This window comes from Lysobacter antibioticus, assembly GCF_000731095.1.
In the GTDB taxonomy this organism is placed as follows: Bacteria; Pseudomonadota; Gammaproteobacteria; order Xanthomonadales; family Xanthomonadaceae; genus Lysobacter; species Lysobacter antibioticus_B.
This window is the reverse complement of record NZ_JMTZ01000030.1, coordinates 65,134-88,919: the sequence shown is the minus strand read 5'-3', so window position 1 is coordinate 88,919 and position 23,786 is coordinate 65,134. Positions and strand designations below refer to the sequence as shown.

At 67.2% G+C, this 23,786-nt stretch carries 22 protein-coding genes; 11 read left to right on the top strand and 11 right to left on the bottom strand.

Going from position 1 to position 23,786, the window contains the following annotated elements; genetic code table 11:
- Window positions 1–181: 181 nt before the first annotated feature.
- The 10 genes from EX88_RS0111055 to EX88_RS0111010 form a co-directional block, all read right to left on the bottom strand.
- Window positions 182–1,348, bottom strand: coding sequence for an ABC transporter permease (locus EX88_RS0111055; protein WP_031372052.1), 1,167 nt, complete (start codon window positions 1,346–1,348; stop codon window positions 182–184).
- 16 nt (window positions 1,349–1,364) lie between these two features.
- Window positions 1,365–2,057 (bottom strand): ABC transporter ATP-binding protein, encoded by a 693-nt coding sequence (locus EX88_RS0111050; RefSeq protein WP_031372051.1) that lies wholly within the window; start codon window positions 2,055–2,057, stop codon window positions 1,365–1,367.
- Window positions 2,058–2,162: 105 nt separating this feature from the next.
- Window positions 2,163–3,428, bottom strand: coding sequence for an efflux RND transporter periplasmic adaptor subunit (locus EX88_RS0111045; protein ID WP_051884959.1), 1,266 nt, complete (start codon window positions 3,426–3,428; stop codon window positions 2,163–2,165).
- 302 nt (window positions 3,429–3,730) lie between these two features.
- Entirely contained in the window at window positions 3,731–5,116 is a 1,386-nt protein-coding gene (locus tag EX88_RS0111040; RefSeq protein ID WP_031372049.1) for a leucyl aminopeptidase family protein, read from the bottom strand.
- Window positions 5,113–5,829 carry an HAD family hydrolase gene (locus tag EX88_RS0111035; RefSeq protein WP_031372048.1) on the bottom strand — a complete coding sequence of 239 codons (717 nt, stop codon included), beginning with the start codon at window positions 5,827–5,829 and terminating at the stop codon, window positions 5,113–5,115. Before EX88_RS0111035 ends, EX88_RS0111040 begins: the two co-directional genes overlap by 4 nt.
- A 191-nt stretch (window positions 5,830–6,020) precedes the next feature.
- A complete protein-coding gene (locus tag EX88_RS0111030; protein WP_031372047.1) occupies window positions 6,021–7,148 on the bottom strand; it encodes an AI-2E family transporter in 1,128 nt (375 codons plus the stop codon).
- A 32-nt stretch (window positions 7,149–7,180) separates the two neighbouring features.
- The gene (locus tag EX88_RS24515; RefSeq protein ID WP_051884957.1) at window positions 7,181–7,639 is read right to left on the bottom strand and encodes a hypothetical protein; all 459 of its coding nucleotides are present in this window, start codon (window positions 7,637–7,639) and stop codon (window positions 7,181–7,183) included.
- Complete coding sequence (locus EX88_RS0111020; protein WP_031372045.1) at window positions 7,636–8,181, bottom strand: hypothetical protein; 546 nt, start codon at window positions 8,179–8,181, stop codon at window positions 7,636–7,638. The genes EX88_RS24515 and EX88_RS0111020 overlap by 4 nt, the downstream gene beginning before the upstream one ends.
- A gap of 2 nt (window positions 8,182–8,183) precedes the next feature.
- A complete protein-coding gene (locus tag EX88_RS0111015) occupies window positions 8,184–8,546 on the bottom strand; it encodes a hypothetical protein (protein WP_031372044.1) in 363 nt (120 codons plus the stop codon).
- A 165-nt stretch (window positions 8,547–8,711) separates the two neighbouring features.
- Entirely contained in the window at window positions 8,712–10,148 is a 1,437-nt protein-coding gene (locus tag EX88_RS0111010; protein ID WP_031372043.1) for a Do family serine endopeptidase, read from the bottom strand.
- A gap of 835 nt (window positions 10,149–10,983) precedes the next feature.
- Here EX88_RS0111010 and EX88_RS0111005 point away from each other — a divergent pair.
- The 6 genes from EX88_RS0111005 to EX88_RS0110980 all read left to right on the top strand — a co-directional run bounded on the left by EX88_RS0111005 (window position 10,984) and on the right by EX88_RS0110980 (window position 18,618).
- On the top strand, window positions 10,984–13,137 hold the full coding sequence (locus EX88_RS0111005) for an adenosylcobalamin-dependent ribonucleoside-diphosphate reductase (protein WP_031372042.1): 2,154 nt from the start codon (window positions 10,984–10,986) through the stop codon (window positions 13,135–13,137).
- Between the two features lie 270 nt (window positions 13,138–13,407).
- Window positions 13,408–13,959 carry a hypothetical protein gene (locus EX88_RS26520; RefSeq protein ID WP_031372041.1) on the top strand — a complete coding sequence of 184 codons (552 nt, stop codon included), beginning with the start codon at window positions 13,408–13,410 and terminating at the stop codon, window positions 13,957–13,959.
- 155 nt (window positions 13,960–14,114) lie between these two features.
- Window positions 14,115–14,906 (top strand): NrdJb, encoded by a 792-nt coding sequence (locus tag EX88_RS0110995; RefSeq protein WP_031372040.1) that lies wholly within the window; start codon window positions 14,115–14,117, stop codon window positions 14,904–14,906.
- A 588-nt stretch (window positions 14,907–15,494) separates the two neighbouring features.
- On the top strand, window positions 15,495–16,754 hold the full coding sequence (locus EX88_RS0110990; RefSeq protein WP_031372039.1) for a delta-60 repeat domain-containing protein: 1,260 nt from the start codon (window positions 15,495–15,497) through the stop codon (window positions 16,752–16,754).
- 479 nt (window positions 16,755–17,233) lie between these two features.
- Complete coding sequence (locus EX88_RS0110985) at window positions 17,234–18,172, top strand: DUF6910 family protein (RefSeq protein ID WP_051884955.1); 939 nt, start codon at window positions 17,234–17,236, stop codon at window positions 18,170–18,172.
- A gap of 77 nt (window positions 18,173–18,249) precedes the next feature.
- Window positions 18,250–18,618 carry a hypothetical protein gene (locus tag EX88_RS0110980; RefSeq protein WP_031372037.1) on the top strand — a complete coding sequence of 123 codons (369 nt, stop codon included), beginning with the start codon at window positions 18,250–18,252 and terminating at the stop codon, window positions 18,616–18,618.
- 202 nt (window positions 18,619–18,820) lie between these two features.
- Here EX88_RS0110980 and EX88_RS27110 read toward each other — a convergent pair whose 3' ends face one another.
- A complete protein-coding gene (locus EX88_RS27110; RefSeq protein ID WP_235186243.1) occupies window positions 18,821–19,627 on the bottom strand; it encodes a hypothetical protein in 807 nt (268 codons plus the stop codon).
- A 52-nt stretch (window positions 19,628–19,679) separates the two neighbouring features.
- On the opposite strand from EX88_RS27110, the gene EX88_RS27105 reads away from it, so the two are divergent.
- From EX88_RS27105 to EX88_RS0110955, 5 genes are all read left to right on the top strand, one after another.
- Window positions 19,680–20,021 (top strand): hypothetical protein, encoded by a 342-nt coding sequence (locus tag EX88_RS27105; RefSeq protein ID WP_235186242.1) that lies wholly within the window; start codon window positions 19,680–19,682, stop codon window positions 20,019–20,021.
- A 46-nt stretch (window positions 20,022–20,067) separates the two neighbouring features.
- Complete coding sequence (locus EX88_RS0110970) at window positions 20,068–20,748, top strand: PQQ-binding-like beta-propeller repeat protein (RefSeq protein ID WP_051884953.1); 681 nt, start codon at window positions 20,068–20,070, stop codon at window positions 20,746–20,748.
- Between the two features lie 283 nt (window positions 20,749–21,031).
- Window positions 21,032–21,820: a DUF899 domain-containing protein gene (locus tag EX88_RS0110965; protein WP_031372035.1), complete on the top strand. Its 789-nt coding sequence runs from the start codon at window positions 21,032–21,034 to the stop codon at window positions 21,818–21,820.
- Window positions 21,821–21,864: 44 nt separating this feature from the next.
- The gene (locus tag EX88_RS0110960) at window positions 21,865–22,488 is read left to right on the top strand and encodes a hypothetical protein (protein WP_036148594.1); all 624 of its coding nucleotides are present in this window, start codon (window positions 21,865–21,867) and stop codon (window positions 22,486–22,488) included.
- 239 nt (window positions 22,489–22,727) lie between these two features.
- A complete protein-coding gene (locus tag EX88_RS0110955; RefSeq protein ID WP_031372033.1) occupies window positions 22,728–23,540 on the top strand; it encodes a hypothetical protein in 813 nt (270 codons plus the stop codon).
- Window positions 23,541–23,786: the final 246 nt, after the last annotated feature.

Genomic DNA, 23,786 nt, shown 5'->3' with positions numbered 1-23,786 from the left:
CGGATAGACCAGTCCATGGGTGTTTAACGCGCCTTTGGTCAGCTTCACCGACATCTGGTCGATCGCGAACGGCGGTGCGAATAGGGCCAGGCCGACCAGCGAGCAGACGAGCCAGCGCATGGCCCGAAGCGCGAAGCGCATGAGGAAGCGCAAGAATCTGTTGATCATTTCAGTAGTCTCCTCAGCGTCCGGCCAATGCATCGACGATGTTCAGGCGCATCGCCCGGATCGCCGGCAAGGCGCCGACCAGCAGGCCGATGGCGATCATCAGGCCAAGGCCCAGCGACCAACTGTTGAGGCCGATCGGCGGCACGCTGATCGCGCCGCCGCTGGCGGTGCTGACGATCGGGCCGAGCACGCCGGCGATGGCCACGCCGACGACGCCGCCGATCAACATCAGCAGCACCGATTCGGCCAACACCAGCCACAGCACGCTGTGGCTGGAAAAGCCGATCGTCTTCAACACCGCCAGCTCGGAGGTGCGCTCGCGCACCGCCTGGGCCATGGTGTTGCCGGTCAGCAGAACCAAGGTGAAGAACACCGCGCCCATGATCGAACCGACGATCAGGCCGATGTCGGCCATCTGCTTCATCCAGCTGGCCGAGGCTGCGGCTTCGGTCTGGGTCTTGGACTCGTGATCGGAGTTGGCCGAGATCGCGTCGATGGCCTTGGCGATACGGTCGGCCTGGTTGACGTCCTTGACCTCGGTGACGTACCAGCCGACCTGGCCGGTGTTGTACGGCGTGGAATCGTCGAAGTACTTCCAGTGCAGCAGGATCATCTGGTCGAACCAGGCCCCGGATTTCTTGTCGGTGGCCGAGATCACCCCGGAGATGTCGAAGATCCAGTTCTTGCTGCCGTCGCGATTCGGGAAGATCGTCGATTGCAGCGGCAGTTTTTGCCCGACCTTCCAGTTGAAGCGCTTCATCAGGCCTTCGCCGACCAGCACGCCGGTGCGGGTGGCCTCGAAGGCTTTGCGCTGCGCCTTGTCGACGGCGATTTCCGGATACAGGTCGAGGTAGTTCGGCGCCACCGCGAAGCTGAAGATCTGGTTGTGCGGGTCCTGGTAGGCGCCGCCGAACCAGTTCGCGTACGACACCTGGCTGACGCCCGGCACCAGCCCGATGCGGTCGTTGAGCGACATCGGCAGCGGTTGGATGAAGGACAGGCGCGAGCCGGTCTGCAGGCGCTTGGCGCCGTTGGCGCTGTTGCCGGCTTGCTCGAAACTCTCGCGCACGCCGTCGAGCAGGCCGAACAGCAGGAACGCGGCGATGATCGACAGCAGGGTCAGCAGCGTGCGCGTCTTGCGACGCATCAGCTCCGCCCAGATCAGATGGAAATATTTCATGAGGGCCGCTCCCGGCTCAGGCCGCGTGCGACTGCTGCTCGACCAGGGTGCCCTTGTCGAGATGCAGGGTGTGGGTGGCATATTCGGCCGCCTTCGGATCGTGGGTCACCATCACGATGGTCTTGCCGTGTTCGCGGTTGAGCAGCTGCAGCAGATTGAGGATCTCCTCGGCCGCATGCCGGTCGAGGTCGCCGGTCGGTTCGTCGCAGATCAGCAAGGTCGGGTCGGAGACGATCGCGCGTGCGATCGCCACGCGCTGCTGCTGGCCGCCGGACAGTTCGTTCGGGCGGTGCTTGCCGCGGTCGGCCAGGCCGACCAGGGTCAGGGCGATCTCGGCGTTGCGCTTGCGCTGGGCGCCGTTGAGCGGGGTCAGCAGCAACGGCAATTCGACGTTCTTCTGCGCGCTCAAGGCCGGCATCAGGTTGTAGAACTGGAACACGAAGCCGACGTGGCGGCTGCGCCACTGCGACAGCTGGCCGGAGCTCATGCGGTCGATGCGCTCGCCTTCGATCGAGATCTCGCCGCCGCTGGGGTTGTCGAGGCCGCCGATCAGATTGAGCAAGGTGGTCTTGCCCGAACCCGACGGTCCCATCAGGGCGACGAAATCGCCCTTGGCGATGTCCAGGTTGATGCCGTGCAGCACTTCGACCTTTTCCGGGCCGCGCTGATAGGTCTTGGTGAGGTTGTTGATCGAAACCAGGGTGTCCATCTTCGACTTCCTCGAACGTGGATCGGTGAAGGAGCGAGGGCGCCGGAGGCGGCGCCGCTCGCGGATTTGGCAGGCGGATTCGGCAGGCGAGCGGCTCGCGCTCGCTCAGTCTTTGCTATCCGACGAACCGGGGGCGTCGTTTTCGACACGCACCGGGCCGCCGTCGGCGAGCGAATCCGGCGGGGCGAGCACGACGGTCTCGCCGCCGCTCAGGCCCTGGGTCACTTCCTGGTCTTCGCCGAGCTTGCGGCCCAGGGTCACCGCGGTCTGCGCGACCTTGCCGTCGGCGACGACGAACACGTTGTCCTTGCCGTCGCGTTGGACGATGGCCGCGGCCGGCACCATCGCGCTGGGTTTGCGCGCGACGGCCTGGGCCGGCTTGGCCGCCTCCAGGAAGCTCACCCGCACGCCCATGTCCGGGACGATGCGCGGGTCGCGGTTCTTGATCGCCACGCGCACCTTGACCGTGGCCTTGCCGCGGTCGGCGGTCGGGATGATCGCGATCACCTCGGCCGGGATCTTCCAATCGGGGTAGGCGTTGAGCACGGCCTCGACCGGCATCTTGGGCTGCACGCGGCCGATGAAGGCTTCGCCGACGTCGACCTCGATCTCCAGCGAATCCATGTCGACGATGGTGCCGATGCCGGTGCGGGTGAAGCCGCCGCCGGCCGACAGCGGCGATACGATTTCGCCGGGCTGGGCGGCCTTGGCGGTGACCACGCCGGAGAACGGCGCGCGCACGATGGTGTTGTCGACGCCGATGTCGGCGATGCGCAAGCCGTCACCGGAGACCTTGACGTTGCGCTGCGCGGTCAGCAGTTGCGCACGCAGTGCATCGCGCGTGGCCACGGCCTGGTCGTATTGCGACTTGGACACGAGCTGCTGGCCGGCGAGCGTCGCCAGGCGCCTGGCGTTGGCTTCGGCCTCGGTGAGCTGCGCCTGCACGCGCGCGGTCTCGCTCTGCGCCGCGCCGAGCTGGGCGGCGCTGAGCTCGCGCTGGGCGTTGGCGTCGATCGGGTCGAGCGTCGCCATGATCTGGCCTTCCTCGACGCGCTGGCCTTCCTCGATCATGACCTCGCGGACCTTGCCGGTGATCTTGGCCGAGACCGTGGCCATGCGCCGCGCGACCACATAGCCGGAGGCATCGAGCACCGAGGCGCCGGCGCCGTTGCCGCCGCCGATCGCGGTGACCGTGGCGGTTTCCACGCGGGGGCCGCCGTTGCGGCCGAACATCGCCCAGGCGGCGATGCCGAGTACGACGAGAATCAGCACGGCGATGCCGATGAACAGGCCACGACCCGGGCCGGAGCGCTCGGGCGGACGATTGCGGTCGATGCGGAGCTCTTTCAGCAGATCAGCGGATGCACTCATGGTCACAACCAAGACGCCAGATATTGGCTAGTGTGACTGCGGTAGCCCTTGCGCGCCAACGTGCAGAAAGTCAGTTTTTGTCAGCGCCGGTGTCGGCGGTTTTTCATGACAAACGTCATGGTTTCACGCTCTTTGCGCGCGGCGATACACGACTTCCGCGCCAATTCGCGGGCGCCATCCGTTTTGTGCAGGGCTTGCGGATTCGCGCCGGGACGAGCGCTGCGTGCGAGGTTGCGGTGTGTGTGCGGTCCCTGGCCAAGCAACTGGATGCGGCGGGACGCCCCCGCCGCATTGCCGGGCGGTCAGCGCGCCGAGCGCGCCTTGAGCATGGCGTAAGCCGCGCGCAGGCCCTGGGCCTCGCCGCCGGCCGGGCGACCGGGGCGGTCGGCGTCGTTCCAGCTGTAAACGTCCAGATGCGCCCAGGGCAGCTCGGCCGGGACGAAACGCTCGAGGTACAACGCGGCCGTCACCGAGCCGGCCATCTTCGACGGGCCGCCGTTGGCGAGGTCGGCGATGTGGCTGGTCAGGTAACGCAGGTAGGGGCGCCACAACGGCATGCGCCACAGCGGGTCGCGCTGCTGGATGCCGGCATCGAGCCATTCGGCCGCGAGTTCGTCGCGATTGGCGAACAGCGCCGGCAGGTCCGGGCCGAGCGCGATGCGCGCCGCGCCGGTCAGGGTGGCGAAATCCAGCAGCAGCTCCGGCGCTTGCTCGCCGGCATAGGTGAGGGCGTCGCACAGGATCACCCGGCCTTCGGCGTCGGTGTTGTCGATCTCGACGCTGACGCCCTGGCGCGTAGCGATGACTTCGCCGGGGCGGAACGCGTCCGGGCCGACCGCGTTCTCGACCGCCGGCACCAGCAGGGTGATCCGCAGCGGCAGCTTGCGCGCCATGATCAACTCGGCCAGGGCGATCGCGTGCGCCGCGCCGCCCATGTCCTTCTTCATCCAGCGCATGCCTTCGGCGGGCTTGAGGTCGAGGCCGCCGGTGTCGAAGCACACGCCCTTGCCGACCAGGGCGATGTGCGGATGCGCCGGGTTACCCCAGCGCAGTGCGATCAGCCGCGGCGCGCGGTGCGAGGCGCGGCCGACCGCGTGGATCGCCGGGAAGTTCTGCGCGATCAGCTCGTCGCCGGTTACGACCTCGATGTCGGCGCCGTGGCGCGCGGCGATCTCGCGCGCGATCGCTTCCAGCTCGGCCGGGCCCATGTGCTCGGTCGGGGTGTTGATCAGGTCGCGCACGCGCCAGCTCGCGGCGACCAGGTCGAAGATTTCGTTGCCGCCTTCCGGGGGCGCGTCGACCAGCAGCTGCGCCGGCGCGCGCGGCGGCGCCTTGTAGCGGCTGAAGCGATAGCTGCCGATGCCCCAACCCAGGCGCAGTGCGTCCAGGGTGGCGGCGTCGTGCTGGCCTTCGATGCGCCAGGTGCGCGCCGGCAGCGCGAATGGCGCATGGCCGTAGGAATACGGATCGAGCGGATCGCCGACCCCGAGCACGCCGGCGGCGATGCGGCCGTCGCCGCCCGGAACCACCACGGTGCTGCCGGGCGTGCCGTCGAAGCCTTGCGCGTCGAGCCAGGCCACGGCCGAATCGGCCAGCGTTTCGCGCCAGGTCTTGAGCGAGGCGCGGCTGACCAGGACCAGCGGCAGGGCGTCGCTGGCGTCGTCGGTGAAACCCAGGGGCAAAGTCATGCGGCAGCGGTATCCGTGCGATGCGCCGTGTCCAGCCAGTCGGCCAGGGCGGCAAGGGTGGTGAATTCGAGATCGGGGCGCAGTTCGGCGTGCGGCCATTGCCGGCCTTCGCGGTTGATCCAGCAGGTGCGCAGGCCGGCGCGGGCGCCGCCGACGATGTCCATCTCGATGTCGTCGCCGACATGCAGCACCTGCGCCGGCTCGACTTCGAGGCGGCTGCAGGCGGCGTGGAAGATGCTGGCGTCGGGCTTGGCGCGGCCGTGCTCGCGCGCGCCAAGCTGGAAGCGGAACAGCGGCATCAGGCCGATGCGTTGCAGGTCGGCGTTGCCATTGCTCAACGCGGCCAGCGGCACGCGTGCGGCCAGGCGCGCGAGTGCTTCCTCGCTGTCGGCGTAGTGCTCGACCTCGCAGCGCGCGGCGAAGAACACGTCGAAGGCCGGCGCGACCAGGGCGAGGTCTTCGCCGGTCTCGCGCAGCATGTGCTCCAGAGTCAGGCGGCGCTGCTGGGTGAAATCGTGGGCCAGGTCAGGGCGCTCGGCGGCGATGCGGTCGCGCAGCTCGCGCATGGCTTCGATCGGGAAACGCTCGGCGGCGCGCGGCGCGTGCTGGCGCAGCCAGGCGTCGAGGACGCTTTCGGCCCGGATCATGACCGGGCCGATCGGCCAGATGGTGTCGTCGAGGTCGAGGGTGATGGCGCGTACGGGAAAGCTCATGGCGGCATTTTAGCGCGCCGCGGTCCGGGGTTTGGGCGATGCCGCGCAGGAAACGCCGACAGGGGTGGGCGGATCGGGGCGGGATAATGTGCTGCACGAGGCCGCGGACGGGCGGCTGCCGTCGTGCTGCGGTATTCAGGAACGTACGCCAAGGCCGGCCCTGGCGGAGCGGCGCGCGGATCGCCGTCGCGTCACTCCAGCAGCTTCGACCAGCCTTCCATGCCCTCGATGCGCGCCAGCACCAGTTTCACGCAGACCAGCATAGGCACGGCGAGCAGCAGGCCGATGATGCCCCACAGCCAGCCGAAGAACATCAGCGCCAGGATCAGCACCAGCGGCGACAGGCGCATGCTGCGGCCGAGCACGATCGGGGTGACCGCCTGCGACTCGATCGCGTGCAGCAGCAGATAGACGCCGGCCGGCAAGAGCGACGGCAGCAATTCGTCGAACGCCACCAGGCCGGTCATCAGCATGATCAGCATGCCGATCAGCGGGCCGACGAAGGGGGCGAAGTTGAGGATCGCCGCCATCGTGCCCCACAGCAACGACTCCTGCAGCGGCACCCCGAGCGCGTACAGCGCGCCGGCCAGGGCCAGGCCGAGACCGCTGTTGATCAGGGTGATGGTGAGCACGTAGCGCGAGATCTCGTGCTCGATCGAATGCAGGATGTCGATGGTCAGTCTTTTCTGCTGCGGCCCCGGCAGCAGCGCGATCGCGTTGCGTTGCAGGGACTCGCCATAAACCATGAAGAAGAAGGTCAGCAGCACCACTGCCAGCACCTGGGCGATGTATTTCGGCGTCGAGGTCAGCGCGCGGTAGGGATCGTTGAGTTCGGTCTTGATCACCTGCACCGGCTTGCTGGTGCTTTCGCCGCCGGCGGCGCGCGCGATGTTCTGCGCGGCGCGATTGGCTTCCTGCATCGGCTTGGTCATCTCGCGCAGTTTCGGCGCCAGTTGTTTCATCTCGCGCGGCACCTGGCGCACCCACTCGCTGGCCGGCTCGACCAGTTGCAGGGCGAGCACGCCGGAAATCGCCAGTCCGCCGACGATCACCGCCACCGCGCCGATCACGCGCGGCAGATAGAGCTTCTGCAGCAGGCGCAGGATCGGGTTGCCGACCAGGGCGAAGAAGGCCGCCAACAGGATCGGCAGGATCAGTTCCTGGGCGGCCCACAGGGTGAAGCCGACCGCGAGCACGGCGAGTACGTACAGCGGCACCGGCGCCTTCGGGCGCGTCGCTGCGGCGGGTGTCGCCGCTGCGGCGGGTTCGGGCTCGGGCGCGCTATCGCCCGGCGGAGGTTCGGCCGAATCCGGCTCGATGGGCGCGGCAGGCGGTTGCGGTGCGGAGGTGCTCAAGGCTCGATCGATTCGGTGCGGTCGTTGCGCGCACTGTGCGCCGTCGTCCGCGGCGGCGCCACTGTCGTCAGCCCGGGCGCGACCGCGCCGCTGGCTTCGGCGACGGCCTCGGCGTTGTCGGCGGCGTGTCCGGCCTGGCCGGCGGCATGCCCGGCCTCACCGGCGGCCCTGGCTGCCTGGTCGGCCGCGCTCTGTGCGCTGCTGCCGGCGAACAGGCCCGACAGCATGGTGACGATCTGCATCAGGTTGCTGCTCTTGGCCGCGATCTTGGCCGGCTCGGCGCGCCCCATCAAAAAGCCGCTGACCAGGCCGGCGACGACGATCCGCCCGGGCGTCCAGGCCTCGTGCCAACGCGCCTTGAGCAAGGCCTTGCGTTCGAGCGCCTGCTCGTAGCGGCCTTCGAGCAGGTGTTCGCGTTTGTGCACGCGTCGTTGCAGTCGTTCGAACCGGCTCATGGCGCCTTCCCGTCGTCCTTGCCGTGATAGCGGGCCGCGTGACCGGCGTCGGCGGCCAGATGCGCCTGCAGTTCCTCGTCGTCGAGGTCGCCCATCCCCAGGCGCCGCAATTGGCGCCGGGTGGCGTGCAGGCGGGTGAACTCGAAGTAATGCAGCGCCTGCCAGACCCCGACTGCGGTCACCACCAGGCTCAAACCGGCCGCGGCCAACATCGAGGCCAACCACGACCAGCCCAGCACGCCCTGCAGCAGCGCGATCAGCGCCGCCATCAACAGCAGCCAGGACGAGGCGCCGAACACGATCGCCACGCTGACCCAGAGCAAGGCGCGGCCGAGCGCGCTGCGGGCGAGGGCGAAGTCGGCGATCAACAGACCGCGCAGGGCGCGGCCGGTGTCGATCGCCGCCGACAGACCTTCGCGGCCGGCGTCGCGGATCTCGCGGTACGAGTCCTCGATCGACGGCCCCCGGCCCCGCCCGGCAGCGTCGGGGCTGTCGTCGCCGCCCGAAGCGGAGTCCGGACCGCTGCGGCTGGGGTCGCTCACGCTTACTTGTCGCTGCCGCGGGCGAGCTTGGCGATGATGAAGCCGGCCGCGAAGGCGACGCCGAACGAAGCCAGCGGCCGTTCGCGCACGAGTTCGGCGGCGCTTTCGATCAGGTCGCGGCCCTTGTCCATGAGTGCGTCGACCTGCTCGCGCGCGGCGCCGCCGGCATGTTCGGCGGCGGCGATGCCGGCCAGCGCGCTGTCGGCGAGGTCGGACTTCACATTGGCCTTGCCGAGCTTGAGCTCCTCGCCCGCGACGCCGGCGGCGCTGCGGATGGCTTCGCCTGCGTCGCTGGCGGCCTGCTTGAGGTGGGTGCCGGCCTGGCCGAGGTTGGTCTTGATGGCGTCGGTCGAAGTGGGGGTCATCGTGGTGTTCCTCCGTGCTGCATGGATGAACCGCTGAACGAGTCCAGGGTTCGAGCGGGCCGTCGACGTGCCGGGCGGTCCCGGCCCTCGGCGGCATTGATCGGATCGCGCCGCGGTGCGACGCGCATTCATGCCGATGGCAACGGCGCAGGATGCCCCGCGACGTTACTGCATCTGCAGATCGCCGCGACGATTGCCGCGCACGATTCGCAATACCAACTGTGCCGGAGCCCGCGTGAAGCTCGCGCGGAAACCCGGAAGATCGTCGAACTGACCGCTGGTGGCGGCCACGATGACGTCATCCTTGCGCAGATCGTTCTTTTCGGCGCGGCTGCCGCGGGCCACGCTTTCGACCACCACCCCGGAGAAACCGGACTGGCGCAGGCGTTCGGGCAGCTCGGCGAAGGTCGCGCCGCCCAGGCGCGGATCGAGTTCGGCGCCGGCGAGCGCCTTGGCCTGTTCGCGCAGGCTTGCGGTGAGCTGCAGCGGCTGGCCGTCGCGCAGCACTTCCAAGGCGATCTTGCTGCCGATCGCCTGCAGGCCTTCGAAATTGCGCAAGGCGTCGCGGCCGTCGACGCGCTGGCCGTTGGCGGTCAGGATGACGTCGCCGGGCTTGAGGCCCGCCGCGGCCGCGGCGCTGCCGGCGAACACGCGCGAGACCAGAGCGCCGCGCGGTTCGCCGAGCTTGAGGCCGGCGGCGAGCTGCGGGGTCACGTCCTGCGATTCCAGGCCGAGGCTGCCGCGGCGCACGACGCCGTTGTTGGCGATCAGCTGGTCCTTGATGTTGCGCGCCAGGTTGGCCGGGATCGCGAAGCCCAGGCCGATGTTGCCGGCCATGCTGCCTTGCGGGTTGAAGCTGGCGGTGTTGATGCCGATCAGCTCGCCGTTGAGGTTGACCAGCGCGCCGCCCGAATTGCCCGGGTTGATCGAGGCGTCGGTCTGGATGAAGTTCTGGTAGCCCAGGCCGCGCAGGCCGCTGCGGCCGACCGCCGAGACGATGCCCGAGGTCACGGTCTGGCCGATGCCGAAGGGGTTGCCGACCGCGACCACGAAATCGCCGACCCGCAGCGCGTCCGAGTCGGCCAGGCTGATCGCGCTGAGGTTCTGCGCCGGCACCCGCATCAGGGCGATGTCGGTGTCGGGGTCGGAACCGACGAAGTCGGCCTTGATGGTGCGGCCGTCGGCCAAGGTCACCGAGACCTCGTCGGCGCCTTCGATGACGTGATGGTTGGTCAGCACGTAGCCGTTCTTGGCGTCGATGATCACGCCCGAGCCCAGCGATTCGTTGATCCGCTCCTGTGGGATGTTCGGGAACATGCGGCGGAAGAACGGGTCGTTGGCGAAGGGGTTGCGGATGCGCACGGTCTGTTTGGTGTGCACGCTGACCACCGCCGGGGTGACCCGCTGCAGCATCGGCGCCAGCGACGGCACCGGCTGGCCGCCGACCGAGGCCGGCAACGCGCCCGCGGTCGGCAGCGGCAGGGCCGCGGCGGCCGGCGACGCCTGGGCCGGCGTTTGCAGCCCCTCGCGGATCGCGGTGGCGGCGAAGCCGCCGAAGGCGGCGGCGAGGGCAAGGGTCAGCAGGGTCGGCAAGGGGCGCATCGAGTCGCTGTTCCGGTCAACGGTGGAAGGGAAAGAGGGCAGAACCCAGATCGTGGCGCTGCCGCGGGCGATCAAGCCCGCGCGCCGGCAGGGGGCGCCGGCAGGAGCTTGGACCGCGTCGGAGCGATCTTGTTCAGTGTCGCGGCCAGTGTCGGAGAATGCGAATAAATAGCCGATGAAGTACCCGCGCGTATCGTGTCGCCACGGCGTCCGCGCGGACGCCGCACCGGGTCGCGCCGAAATTGGAATGCGTGACCGCGCCAACACCGACAAAGCGTGATAGCCATCAAAAAGCCGTTGACTTCCAGAAACACCGGGCGTAGCTTGAAGTCTCTGCGGCGCCACAACATCTAGTGGTCGGCTTCGTGGAAGGAGCCCAAGCATAGGGGTTCAGCTTGGGTCGGTCGGTGCGTAGCCTTGATAGCGAGCGGGCGCATGACGGGAACAGGCGCGAACCGCAAAGACCAGCCAAATACCGCACGTGGCGCGTAATCAACGCGAACGCGTGCGTCGCCGTCGGCGGGGGGCGGGCGGCGGCTCCGACACCCGGTTCCGGCCTGCCGGCGCCAGGCGGCAATAACCGCTACATCCCGCAACACGCTGTACACGCGCGACTCGATAGATACATGGATCAGCTGACGGCAGTAGAGCGAACGCAACGCCCCGGTTACCGATTCGACCCAGGTCTCGACGAAGACCCGTTCCACCCGCAACACGCACCACCTCAGACAGACACCGGCTTTAGATAAACCCCGGTTACCACGTACAAAAAGAAACCACCGATGGCGGGCGCAACCGAACGGCCCGCCGTCAAGATTCAGGAGACGAAACAGGCATGAGCACGGTGCGCCTCGAGGCGGTCAAGAACGCGGTGGCAGATAAAGACATCGCCCTGCAACCCGCGTCCCAGGATATCTGGGACAAGAAATACCGCCTCAAGACCAAGAGCGGCGAAGCGGTCGATAGCGATATCGACGCCACCTACCAGCGCGTCGCGCGCGCCCTGGCCGACGCCGAGCCCAGCGCCGAGAAGCAACAGTACTGGTACGAGCGTTTCGTCTGGGCGCTGCGCCGCGGCGCCATCCCGGCCGGCCGCATCACCTCCAACGCCGGCGCGCTGGAGCACAAGCCCGCCACCTCGACGATCAACTGCACCGTCTCGGGCACCATCGAAGACTCGATGGACGGCATCCTCGAGAAGGTCCACGAAGCCGGCCTGACCCTCAAGGCGGGCTGCGGCATCGGCTACGAATTCAGCACCCTGCGTCCGCGCGGCGCCTTCGTCGCCGGCGCCGGCGCCTATACCTCCGGTCCGATGTCCTTCATGGATATCTACGACAAGATGTGTTTCACCGTGTCCTCGGCCGGCGGCCGCCGCGGTGCGCAGATGGGCACCTTCGACGTCAGCCACCCGGACGTGAAGGACTTCATCCGCGCCAAGCGCGAAGACGGCCGCCTGCGCCAGTTCAACCTGTCGCTGCTGATCACCGACGGCTTCATGGAGGCGGTCAAGACCGACGCCGACTGGCCGCTGGTGTTCCCGGTCAACATCAAGGAACAGGGCGACGTCGACCTGGAAGACCCGAACCAGGTCGTCTGGCGCGACTGGCCGACTACCCGCAACTACGTGGTCCGCGAGGACGGCCTGGTCGCGTGCAAGATCTACGGCCACATCCGCGCGCGCCACCTGTGGGACATGATCATGGTCTCGACGTACGACTACGCCGAGCCCGGGTTCATCCTGATCGACCGCGTCAACGAGATGAACAACAACTGGTGGTGCGAGACCATCCGCGCGACCAACCCCTGCGGCGAGCAACCGCTGCCGCCGTACGGCGCCTGCCTGCTGGGCTCGGTCAATCTGACCAAATTCGTCCGCAACGCCTTCACCGACCGGGCCGAGTTCGATTGGGAGGAATACAAGGAAGTCGTGCGCGTGTTCACCCGCATGCTCGACAACGTGGTCGAGGTCAACGGCCTGCCGCTGGAACAGCAGCGCGCCGAGATCATGCGCAAGCGCCGCCACGGCATGGGCTTCCTCGGCCTGGGCAGCACCGTGACCATGCTGTGCATGAAGTACGGTTCGGCCGAGTCCTGCGAGTTCACCGACCGCATCGCCCGCGAAATGGCCGTGGCCGGTTGGGAAATGGGCCTGGCCCTGTCCAAGGAGAAGGGCCCGGCCCCGATCATGGAAGAGCGCTTCGCCGTCACCGCCGAGATGCTGCGCAAGCGCCCGGAGATGAAGGCCGACGGCTGGAAGATCGGCCAGGAGATCCCGGGCAAGGTCCTGCACGCCAAGTACTCGCGCTATATGCAGCGGGTGGCCGGTGTGGCCCCGGAGCTGGTCGAGGAACTGGCCGACATCGGCGCCCGCTTCACCCACCACAGCTCGATCGCCCCGACCGGCACCATTTCCCTGTCGCTGGCCAACAACGCCTCCAACGGCATCGAGCCCTCGTTCGCCCACCACTACAGCCGCAACGTCATCCGCGAAGGCAAGAAGTCCAAGGAAAAGGTCGACGTCTATTCCTTCGAGCTGCTGGCCTACCGCGAGCTGATCAACGCCAAGGCGATGCCGTTCAGCGAGGAAGCCGAGGCCAAGCTGCCCGACTACTTCATTTCCGCCGACGACATCACCCCGAAGGAGCACGTCGACGTCCAGGCGGCCGCGCAGAAGTGGGTCGACAGCTCGATTTCCAAGACCGCGAACGTCCCCACGGACTACCCGTACGAGGACTTCAAGGACATCTACCGCTACGCCCACGAGCAGGGCCTCAAGGGCTGCACCACCTTCCGCTTCAACCCGGCCGCCTTCCAGGGCGTGCTGGTCAAGGAAGCCGACCTGGAAAACACCACCTACCGCTTCGAGCTCGAAGACGGCAGCGTGCTGGAGGTCAAGGGCAACGAGCAGATCGAGTACGACGGCGAGATGCACACCGCCGCGAACCTGTTCGACGCGCTCAAGGAAGGCTATTACGGCAAGTTCTGATCGGCGCACTTGAGCGCCCGCCCGGTCCGCCGGGCGCGCGCGGCAAGTCAGTACGATCACGCAGTACGGGCACGGCGGCCGTTACGCCGGACGCGGAATTCAGGCCGATTCCGCGTTCATCCGCCAGGTTTCGCCGCGACGGCCTCGGGCGCTGAAGACCGACCCCTGTCTACGCCCGCGCAGCAGGTATAGCATCGCTCCGGCAAGACCCCGATTACACGTACCGCGTACGTACCGCCCATTAGAAAAAACGCCCACGAGGAGGGCACCATGAGCAACGGTAATGGAGTGACGGCGACCCTGACCCAGGCCGCCGAGAACGTCAAAGAAACGGCGTCCAACATCGGCAGCGCCATCGCCAACCGCGCCGAGGAAGCCGTGGCTTCGGTCAAGAAGACCGCGACCAAGGCCCGCAAGGCCGCCAAGAAGGCCGTCGGTACGGCCAAGAAGAAGCTCGCGACCGCCAGCGCCAAGGCGAAGAAGGAAGCGACCGCGCTGAAGGCCAAGGCCACCGGCAAGAAGCCGGCCAAGAAGGCTGCGAAGAAGGCCGCCAAGAAAGCGACCAAGAAAGCCACGGCCAAGAAAGCCGTGAAGAAGGCCGCGAAGAAGGCGACCAAGGCGGTCAAGAAGGTAGCGAAGAAGGCGGCCAAGGCCGTCAAGAAGGCGACCGCCAAGAAGGCTCCGGCGAAGAAGGCCGCGGCCAAGAAGGCGCCCGCCAAGAAAGCTGCAGTGAAGAAGGCCGCCAAGAAGGCTGCGGTAAAGAAGACCGCGAAGAAGGCGCCGGCGAAGAAGGCCGCCAAGAAAGCCGCGAAGAAGCGTTGATCGATAGGCGCCTCGCGTTTCCGCCCTCTCCCGCGTCGCGGGAGAGGGTCGGGGCGACGGCCGCCGGCCGGAACCGTCCGGTCCCCTGAGGTATCCGCGTCACCCGTTCAGCGCCACCACACAAGAACAAGCACGAAGCACCAGGAGTCGGGCCCATGGCCGTCAAGATCGAAAAGAAAATCAAGGGCTACAGCGTCGTCAGCCTGGAAGACAAGACCAAGGAAGCCGCGAAGGCCTCCGCAGCCAGCGCCGCCGCGGCCGCCAAGGCCGACGAACTGCCGGTCGCCGACGTCATCCAGATGCACGAGCGCATCGAGCGCCCCGAGATCCTGATCGGCTCCACCTACAAGATCAAATCGCCGCTGTTCGAGCACGCCTTGTACGTCACCATCAACGACATCGTCCTCAACGCCGGCACCGAGCACGAGTCGCGCCGTCCCTTCGAGATCTTCATCAACTCGAAGAACATGGACCACTTCCAGTGGATCGTCGCGCTGACCCGCATCATGTCCGCCGTGTTCCGCAAGGGCGGCGACGTGACCTTCCTGGTCGACGAAATGAAGGCCGTGTTCGACCCCCGCGGCGGTTATTTCAAGGCCGGCGGCGTCTACATGCCGTCTCTGGTCGCCGAGATGGGCGCCATCGTCGAGGACCACCTCAAGTCGATCGGCATGATCCACGACCCGGAAATGAGCGACGCCCAGCGCGCCCTCATCGCCGAAAAGCGCGCCGCCTACGAGCAGCGCGGCTCAAAAAAAAACTCTGACGTAACCCCGGCCGCCGCATCCGCGGCCGTCGAGTCGCGCAGCGAAGACGTCGCCGTGACCGGCGAAGGCGCCTCCTTCCCGCCGACCGCGACCCTGTGCCACAAGTGCAGCACCAAGGCCCTGGTCCTGATGGACGGCTGCGCGACCTGCTTGAATTGCGGGTATTCGAAGTGCGGGTGAGGGTGGCCTGGCTCGCGACGAAGTGCATCTGATATGCGCGAGCCTTAAGCCGCTGTGGGGACCCAGAAGTCGCTAATACGGTTGCCTAGAAGTTGCCAGTACCTGTGGGGCTCTCCGGAGCCCCACTCTTTTTTGACGAACTGCTTCTGCCTAAAGCGGACTACGGTGGCTACGAAAGATTGGGTTCAGTGCACCCAAGCGTTGGGTGGTCGCTGTCTCCGGAACGTCTCAACGACGGAGACTTGCCTGGGGCACACTTAGCAACGGGGTATCCAGTGAATGTCGCGCAGAGCCTGGAGCCAGTTCGGCATCGCATACATAAGCATGTTCTGAACCGGGAAACAGGGGCAGTAAAAGGGCAGTGCGACTACGGGAACGGACCGTCAATGCGAGAGATCAATCCACACCGCGCTGCACGGCTACTTGCGCGATAGCCGTAATCAAACACGGATACCTTTGGCAAGCAGCGCCGCCTCGCAGCCGCCTGCAATATCTTGCGCACTCGTCACACCGCCGCTGTACGGCAGGCGGCGGTGTATGAGTCGAGCCAAGAATGGATTCAATCGCAGTCAACAAGGAGAGTCAGCAGTGATCAGCGACACGATGAAGATATCGTTTGGCATCGCCATCAGCGCCATCAGCGCACTTGCAACACCCGCACAGGCCGCCTCGCTGGACCCGACGTTCGGTTCGGCAGGCATCACCTCCGCGGCATTCGGCAACTACGGCGCTGCCGCCCGGGTGGTCATCCAGCCGGACGGACGGATCGTCACCGCCGGCCAGACCGCCCTCGGCGAGTTCGCACTCGCGCGTTATACGACCAGTGGCGCGCTGGATACGAGCTTCAACGGCACCGGCAAGGTCACCACCACGCCATCGGGCAGTTGCTCGGGACAGGCGCGCGCACTCGCCCTGCAGGCGGACGGCAAGATCGTCGTCGCAGGCACCTCGTGCCCGAACTTCACCTCCACCCGCAACTTCACCGTTTATCGCTACAACACGGACGGTTCGCTGGACACCACTTTCGGCAGCTCGGGCAAGGCGACCGTCAATTTCTACGCGGGCGCTTCGGAAGCCAACGCCGTTGCCGTACAGGGCAGCTCGATCTGGGTTGCGGGCTATGCCGGTTCCGGCTTTGCGCTGGCGCGTCTTACCAGCGGCGGGACCTTGGATTACAGCTTCGGCAGCGGTTCCGGCACCGTCACCTCGACGGTGGGTACCAGCTCTGCCTTCGCCAACAGCCTGGTCGTCCAGGCGGATGGCAAACCCGTGTTGGCCGGCTACGCGTCGAGCGGCGGCACCGTCTTCGCGTTGACGCGGTACACCACGAATGGCGCGCTGGACACCACGTTCGGCACCGGCGGTAAAGTCCTGACCAATGTGGACGGCACTTCCACCGGCAACTCCGCCATCGCCACTTCGCTGGCGATTCAAAGCGATGGCAACATCGTCGCTGCTGGTTACGCGAAAAGCACGAGCGCCGGCTACTACCGATTTGCTGCCGTTCGTTACACGAGCACCGGCGCGCTGGACAGCTACTTTGGATCCGGCACCGGCAAGGTCCTTACCGCTATCGGCAGCGGCGATGCGATCGGCAGCGATGTCGCCATCGACGCCAACGGGGGAATCATTGTCGGCGGCTACTCCAAGGCGGGCAGCTACCGCCAGTTGACCTTGAATCGTTACGACCAGTACGGCAACCAGGACACCGGCTTCGGGCCCGTCGCCACCAGCGTCGGCAGCGCGAATGCCGCTGTTCAAGGGCTCGCCCTGCAAGGCGACGGCAAAATCGTAGTAGCGGGCTATGGCAACTCGCCAGCGACCTTCGTCGTTGCGCGCTATCAGTAAACTGCCGCTCGAAATCGCCGGCTTCGACGGCAGCATCAGGAACAGCCCCTCTCGCCCGATGCGGAGGAGGGGCTTCTGGGAAAGCCCATAGCTGTGGATGGCCCCTGTAGGCGCTAATTGGGCGCACGGCCGTTGTTGGTAACCAGATGGGGCTCTATGGAGCCCCATTTCCTTTTCCGGCACACGGCTTGCGGCCGAGAGCAGCTTCGCAAGCCCCGGTTTGTCCCGCCATGTCGAAGGCATCATTCGGCAACCGAAGTAGATTCCGGATTGCTCAGATCCCCATAGGCTGGAGCGTGGCTAAGGCGTACCGCAGAACCGACGGTGCCTGTCTTCCTAGCCGCCTCATTGCCGGGTGAGAGAAGCGGGTGCGTCGGTCCAGCGACGTATCATGGCCGTTACGCAGCGGGGCATTGGCCAACCAGGGCCGCCCACGACCCTGAGTGGACATAATGCGAAATCTCGTATTCCCTCCAGCAATGATCCTCTCGACGCTAGTTCGCTCCCTGGAAATCGACCCGGCCTCGCATCCCCGGGGACAGCCGCATATCAGCTCGGCCAGCGGCCTGACGATCGTGGGCGATTGGTTCTACATCGTCGCCGACGACGAGCATCACCTGGTCGCGTTGCGAAGCGCCGATGTAGAGGCCGGAGCGTTGCGGATGTTGCCGCTGCTGGACGCGCCGCTGCCGACGGATCCCGCGGAGCGGAAGCGCCATAAGAGAGACCTGGAGGCGCTCTTCCATGTGCCGGGGGACAAGGGTCGTGCGCCGATGTTGATTGCCTGGGGCTCCGGTTCGCGCGCGCAACGCGACTTCGCCTATGTCGTCGGCCTTGCCGCGAGCGGTAGCGTTGAGGGCGCCGTGCGAGCGGTTTCCCTGGCGCGACTGCATGAGGTGCTGCGCCGTCATGTCGGAGAGTTGAACATCGAGGCCGGGCTCGTGCAGGGCGACGACTTGTGCTTGTTCAGCCGGGCGAACCGGAGCGCGCCGGTGAACGGATGTTTTCGCCTCGACCTGGGCCTGGTGATCGATTTTCTACTGACCGATGAGGGCGCGGCAGAGGTGCCGCCGGTGCGTTTCGCCGAACTCGATCTGGGCCGGATAGGCGAGGTGCCTATCGGCATTACCGATGCGACTCCTCTCAAGGACGGCGGCTGGTTGCTCAGCGCCGTGGCGGAAAATACCTCGAATGCCTACGACGACGGTCGATGCGCCGGGGCGGTGTTGGTAGCCTGCGACCCGAGCGGCAAGGTGGCGTGGACGGGCCAGTTGGACGGCGGCTTCAAGGTGGAGGGAATCGCTTTCGATGAACAAGGCAGGCTCTGGCTGACGACCGATGCCGACGACCCCGGCGTGCCATCAGGACTCCGCCGTCTGCGATGGCCTCCGCCCGGGTACCATCCGCAGGCGCGGTAGCCGTCGATCGACGAGGTCGCAGGCGTCTGGCAGGATCGCGCTATCCGTGGCTCGATTTGGACACGAGGTGCAATGGAATGATCAAGGTAGTCCTGACCACGCTCTTCTACCTCGCCAGCTGTGCCGTCCTGTTTGCGGCGCATACGATCGCTACCGACGTACTGGCCAGCTATACCTCGGCCTATCCAGCCTCTCTGGGAGGTCATACGCCCGCGTTCTCGGTCACGACCGTCTCGCTGATGCAGAACAGCGCGCTGTTGTGCTTCGGCGCGCTGCTGGTGTCTGCCGCGCTGGCGCTATCGACAGTGCTTCGCGCCAAGTCGCCCGAGTCCAAGCTGTACTGGGTTTCGTCGCTCGCCATCGTCAACTACCACGTCGGCTTTTTCCTGCTCGGGGCCGTGGCGGTCGGGTTCTTTCTGTTGCCGAAGCTTGCCAATAGCGTCTGATGGATCAGTGTTGATGCCGTGGCGGCGCACCAGTCGCAGATTCATGGTGCAGCCCGCTGCTGGCGTGGTCATACGGCGAATTTCGAACTGCCGGCGCCCCGCACCGAAACAGTCACAAACGCCGGAGACTGCCGCGAGGTAGCCTGTCCCCATGGATTCCCTGATCGCCGCCTCCGCACGCGCACTCGCCGCCGGCGATGCGCTAGGTGCGCTCAAGCGGGTCGCGCTGCGCGACGATCCGCCGGCCTTGGCCTTGCGCGGCATCGCCATGGCTCAGCTCGGGGATCATCCGCGCGCCCGCGAGCTGTTGCGGCGTGCGGTGCGCGGTTTCGGCAGTCACGAGGAATTGGCGCGGGCGCGTTGCGTCGTGGCCGAGGCCGAGGTGGCGTTGGCGATGCGCGATCTCGGCGGTTCGCCGCGGGCCTTGACCGCCGCGGCAGCGACCTTGGAGGCGCGGGCCGATCGCGCCAATGCGCTGCAGGCGTGGTTGATCGCGGCGCGCCGCCTGTTGTTGCTCGGTCGGCTCGATGAGGCCGCGGCTGCGTTGGCGAAGCTCGATGCGCAGCCTTTGCCGGCGTCGCTTGTGGCGATGGCAGAGCTGACTTCCGCCGAGTTGTCGCTGCGTTCGTTGCATACCGAGGTCGCGCGCGCGGCGCTCGATCGCGCGCAGGCGGCCGCAGCTCGCGCCGGCGTGCCGGCGTTGTCGGCCGAGGTGGCCGAGGCGCGGCGGGCGCTCGACCGTCCCGCCGCCCGCGCGGCGGGCGCTCGACCGTCCCGCCGCCCGCCGGCTTTCCGCCGATGGCGAGCAGGCGCTGCGCCTCGACGAAGTGGCCGCGCTGATGGATTCGGATGCGATGGTGGTCGACGCTTGCCGCCGCGGCATACACGCCGGCGGGTCGTGGCAAGCGTTGACGCGGCGGCCGGTGTTGTTCGCCTTGGCGCTCGCACTCGCCGAGGCCTGGCCGGGCGATGTCGAGCGGGAAGTCCTGATCGAGCGTGCATTCCGCACGCGCCGTCCCGACGAGACCCACCGCGCGCGGCTGCGTGTCGAGATCGGCCGCTTGCGTTCGCTGATCGGCCGCTTCGCGCAGATCGAGGCGAGCGCGCGCGGCTTCGTCCTCAAGCCGCATGAGGGGCGCGCCGTCGTCGTGCTGGCGCCGCCGATCGACGGCGAGCAGGCCTCGCTGGTGGCGCTGCTTTCCGATGGCGCGGCCTGGTCGACTTCGGCCCTGTCGCTGGCGCTGGGCGCCAGTCAGCGCACCGTCCAGCGTGCGCTGGCCGAGCTCGAAGCCGCCGGACGGGTGCGTTCGATCGGCCGCGCGCGGGCGCAACGTTGGTTGGCGCCGCCCTTGGCGGGATTCACGACGATCTTGTTACTCCCGGCCGCGCTGCCGATTGAATAGAGTCGTTTCCAGGCGCCGACCCGACTTGCGCCACGAGGAGCCAGCGATGAGCAGCAACGCAAACAAACCCGGCAGCCGCCCGGCCACCACGCGTGCAGCGCAGGTCGTGCGCGAGTACGGGCCGTTCGGCGGCACCGAGCGGGTAGGCGGCGTGACCTACGACGGCCGCCGGGTATGGGCCGCGACCGGGGCCAAGTTGGTCGCTTTCGACCCGGCCAGCGGCGAGCCCATGGATTCGCTCGACGTCGCCTGCGATGCAGGCACGGCCTTCGATGGCACCTACCTGTACCAGATCGCCGAGGCCCGCATCGACAAGATCGAGCCCGCCACCGGCAAGGTCGTCGCCTCGATTCCGGCGCCGGGCAACGGCGGCGATTCCGGGCTCACCTGGGCCGAGGGCAGCCTGTGGGTGGGCCAGTACCGCGATCGCAAGATCCACCAGGTCGACCCGCAAACCGGTGCGGTGATTCGTTCGATCGAGTCCAATCGCTTCGTCACCGGCGTGACCTGGGTCGACGGCGAGCTGTGGCATGCCACCTGGGAAGGCGACGACAGCGAGCTTCGTCGCATCGACCCTGCCGATGGCACGGTGCTGGAGTGCCTGGAGCTGCCGCCGGGCGTCAACGTCAGCGGGCTCGAATCCGATGGCGCGGACCTGTTCTATTGCGGCGGCGGAGGCAGCGGAAAAGTCCGCGCCGTGCGACGTCCGGGACGCGCCGCGGCCTGATCGCAGGCCGCTCGTCCGCCGTCGCGACAGGCGGCGGACAGCGAAGCGACATCGCTCGCTTGGCCTGTCTCGAGCACGGGGCAGCGTCCGAGCTCTTCAGCCGACGCCGAAGCGAAGCTTGCCGACGAACTCAGCGCACAGGCCGAACACGCCTGTGCCGATGGATGCGTTCGCCTCGACGATCGAGTACCCGCAACCGCCACGCCTCGCGGAGTGAGCGGTGCATCGATCGAAATCCACGCCATTTCAACATCATTCGGCTCATCGAGCCTGGGAGCACGCCATGAACACCGTCACTGCCGAATTGAATGCCCTCCATCACCCCGTCGTATCCAGGGATCGCTGGACGGCCGAACGCATGAAGTTGCTAGCGCGCGAGAAAGAACTGACGCGCCTCGGCGACGAGATCGCCGGCGCGCGACGCGCGCTGCCCTGGGTGCGCGTCGACAAGGACTATGTCTTCGATACCTTGCAAGGCCCGCGCAGCCTCGCCGAACTGTTCGACGGCCGCCGTCAGTTGTTGGTGCAGCACTTCATGTTCGCGCCGGGTTGGGAGCAGGGCTGCAAGAGCTGTTCCTACATGGCCGACCATAACGACGGCGCCAACCCGCACCTGGCGCAACGCGACGTCAGCCTGGTGGTCGTCTCGCGCGCGCCGCTGGCCGATATCGAACGCTTCCGTCAGCGCATGGGCTGGAAATTTTCCTGGGTGTCGTCGCACGGCAACGATTTCAATCATGACTTCGGCGTCAGCTTCACCGCCGAGGAAGTCGCAAGCGGCGAGGTGCCCTACAACTACACCGTGCAAGCGTTCCCGCACGTGGAAGCGCCCGGCGTCAGCGTGTTCTACAAGGACGAGGCGGGCGAGGTCTTCCATACCTACTCGCGGTTCGGGCGCGGCGTGGAGGTGATGATGGGCGCCTATCCGCTGATCGATCTCACGCCCAAGGGCCGCAACGAAGAGGCGTTGAGCTATCCGATGGAATGGGTACGGCACCACGACCGCTACGAGCCTGCATCCGCGGCAACGCCGACGGCCGCGCCCGGTTCGTGCTGCCGGACGCACGACTGAACCCGCCGGACTGAGCCCGCCGATCTGGTTTCGAGGAAGGCGTCATGGCGAGTCTGTGGCCGTGGATGGTGGTCGCCGGGCTCGGCGCCCTGCACGGGTTGAGCCCGGCGACCGGTTGGATGTTCGCCGCCGCTTGCGGCGTGCGCGACAGGACCCAGGTCTGGCGCGCGCTGTTGCCGATCGCGATCGGCCACGCGCTGTCGATCGCGATCGTGGCCTGTGCGTTCGCGCAGGGGCTGAAGATGGAACGTGCGCAAGTCCAGGGCGTCGCCGGCGCCCTGCTGCTGTGCGTGGCCTCGTACCGGTGGCTGCGCGGCGCCCGACAGCGCGCGCCGCGCGACGTGCGTGTTGGTGGCGCCGGCATCGCGCTCTGGTCGTTCCTGATGGCGACCATGCACGGCAGCGGCTTGATGCTGGTGCCGGCCTTGGTGCCGATGTGTTTGTCCGGCAGTCCGGCGCGTGAGATCACCGCCTCGGGTTCGATGATTCTTGCGCTCGCCGCCGTCGCGGCGCACATGGCCGCGACCCTGGCCACCACCGGCGTCATCGCCGCTGCGGTGTCGCGCGGCATTGCCGCGCAGGCCCATCGTCTGAGCGGAGCGGCGGCCAGCCGGGCCTGGTCCGCAGTCCTGGCCATCACCGGCGTGCTGTTGATCGTGTTGCGCTGATTCGGGCATACGCGCTGCAGCTTTCCCGGCAACTGCTGCGCAGCGCTGATTTCACAACGCGACGGCCTCTGCGTTTCTACCGAGCGAGCCCGTGCCGTCGCGCGACTCCGTATTCCAATCCCACAACGATGGGACGGTGCGACGGCGGCCGCTTCGGACCGCTGCGCACCGTGAGAGCGATGTGCCCTGTGCGGCATCCGGTTTCGATCGCCGATTCCACGACCCGACAGGTAGCCATCATGAGCAGAATCATCTACACCGGTGCGCCGAACTATCCGCGCTGGAGCACCAACCAGCCGATTTTTCTCGGCGCGCAGTACCAGGCCGGACCGGTAGCGGTCCGCCAGATCGCCAACTTCGGCGCATCGGCGGTGGCCGCGATCCTCGGACCCGATCTGATCATGCCAGGGCAGCAGGGCAACAACGTGCCGACCGCCGGCGGTGCGCCGTGGGATCAGTTATTGGCCGGCGGGCCGCCGCTGACCTTCACCCAGGACAACGTCAACACCTGGATCCGCGGGCACATGATCAACGGGCGTTGGGGCGGCCCGGGCAATACCTGGCAGAACCTGGTGCCGCTCACGACCGGGGCGAACGCCAACCACGCGACGGTCGAGGCCTATATGGACGCCTTCCTCGCCGCGAGCTACGCCTACGAGACCGGCGGTCAACGCGACGCCTGGTACGGCCTCTACTACTGCGTGCAAAGCTCGGTGAATCCGTTCTCGGATGCGACCACGACCAACAACCAGAACCTGTATTCCTATGCGCCCGAGTTCATCCGCATCCTTTGGCGCGCGGTGAGGATTCTGAAACCGGTCAACGTATCGACCGCGACGGCCGCGGCGAACATCGGTGCTTATCCGATGAATGCTGTGGCGGCTTTCCCGGCGGGTTTCGCGGTGCCGCCGCTGCCGAACGCGATGAACGGCACGGCGACGCTGCCTCCCGGCAATGCCGCCGGCGGCGCGGTGCTTGGCGCGGTGCCGGGCAACTTCCCCGCCGCGCAAGGGAACGGTTTCGACGGCGGCATCGAAGTCCACCAGAACTGAGTCGGTCGGCGTGCGAGGGCGGCGGCCACTCCGCTTTCCTGCGAAGGCGATCTCGTGAACGCAAAGCGCAGCCGAATCAGGACATCGCGTCCGATGCGGTGCGTATCCGGGCAGGCCATCGCCTCGCGATGGCCTTGCGTCCATCTGCAAGGGGCTTGAAGCGATCTGCGCTGCGGACAGTCGCCCAGCGTGGGAGTAACGTGTCGGTTGCGTATCCGGGTCCGATGCCCCGGGGCCATGACCGAC

Coding starts and splice junctions, on each gene's coding strand:
- EX88_RS0111055 (WP_031372052.1), bottom strand. CDS start 1,348: ATGAAATATTTCCATCTGATCTGGGCGGAGCTGATGCGTCGCAAGACG.
- EX88_RS0111050 (WP_031372051.1), bottom strand. CDS start 2,057: ATGGACACCCTGGTTTCGATCAACAACCTCACCAAGACCTATCAGCGC.
- EX88_RS0111045 (WP_051884959.1), bottom strand. CDS start 3,428: ATGAGTGCATCCGCTGATCTGCTGAAAGAGCTCCGCATCGACCGCAAT.
- EX88_RS0111040 (WP_031372049.1), bottom strand. CDS start 5,116: ATGACTTTGCCCCTGGGTTTCACCGACGACGCCAGCGACGCCCTGCCG.
- EX88_RS0111035 (WP_031372048.1), bottom strand. CDS start 5,829: ATGAGCTTTCCCGTACGCGCCATCACCCTCGACCTCGACGACACCATC.
- EX88_RS24515 (WP_051884957.1), bottom strand. CDS start 7,639: ATGAGCCGGTTCGAACGACTGCAACGACGCGTGCACAAACGCGAACAC.
- EX88_RS0111015 (WP_031372044.1), bottom strand. CDS start 8,546: ATGACCCCCACTTCGACCGACGCCATCAAGACCAACCTCGGCCAGGCC.
- EX88_RS0111010 (WP_031372043.1), bottom strand. CDS start 10,148: ATGCGCCCCTTGCCGACCCTGCTGACCCTTGCCCTCGCCGCCGCCTTC.
- EX88_RS0111005 (WP_031372042.1), top strand. CDS start 10,984: ATGAGCACGGTGCGCCTCGAGGCGGTCAAGAACGCGGTGGCAGATAAA.
- EX88_RS26520 (WP_031372041.1), top strand. CDS start 13,408: ATGAGCAACGGTAATGGAGTGACGGCGACCCTGACCCAGGCCGCCGAG.
- EX88_RS0110995 (WP_031372040.1), top strand. CDS start 14,115: ATGGCCGTCAAGATCGAAAAGAAAATCAAGGGCTACAGCGTCGTCAGC.
- EX88_RS0110985 (WP_051884955.1), top strand. CDS start 17,234: ATGATCCTCTCGACGCTAGTTCGCTCCCTGGAAATCGACCCGGCCTCG.
- EX88_RS0110980 (WP_031372037.1), top strand. CDS start 18,250: ATGATCAAGGTAGTCCTGACCACGCTCTTCTACCTCGCCAGCTGTGCC.
- EX88_RS0110970 (WP_051884953.1), top strand. CDS start 20,068: ATGAGCAGCAACGCAAACAAACCCGGCAGCCGCCCGGCCACCACGCGT.
- EX88_RS0110965 (WP_031372035.1), top strand. CDS start 21,032: ATGAACACCGTCACTGCCGAATTGAATGCCCTCCATCACCCCGTCGTA.
- EX88_RS0110960 (WP_036148594.1), top strand. CDS start 21,865: ATGGCGAGTCTGTGGCCGTGGATGGTGGTCGCCGGGCTCGGCGCCCTG.
- EX88_RS0110955 (WP_031372033.1), top strand. CDS start 22,728: ATGAGCAGAATCATCTACACCGGTGCGCCGAACTATCCGCGCTGGAGC.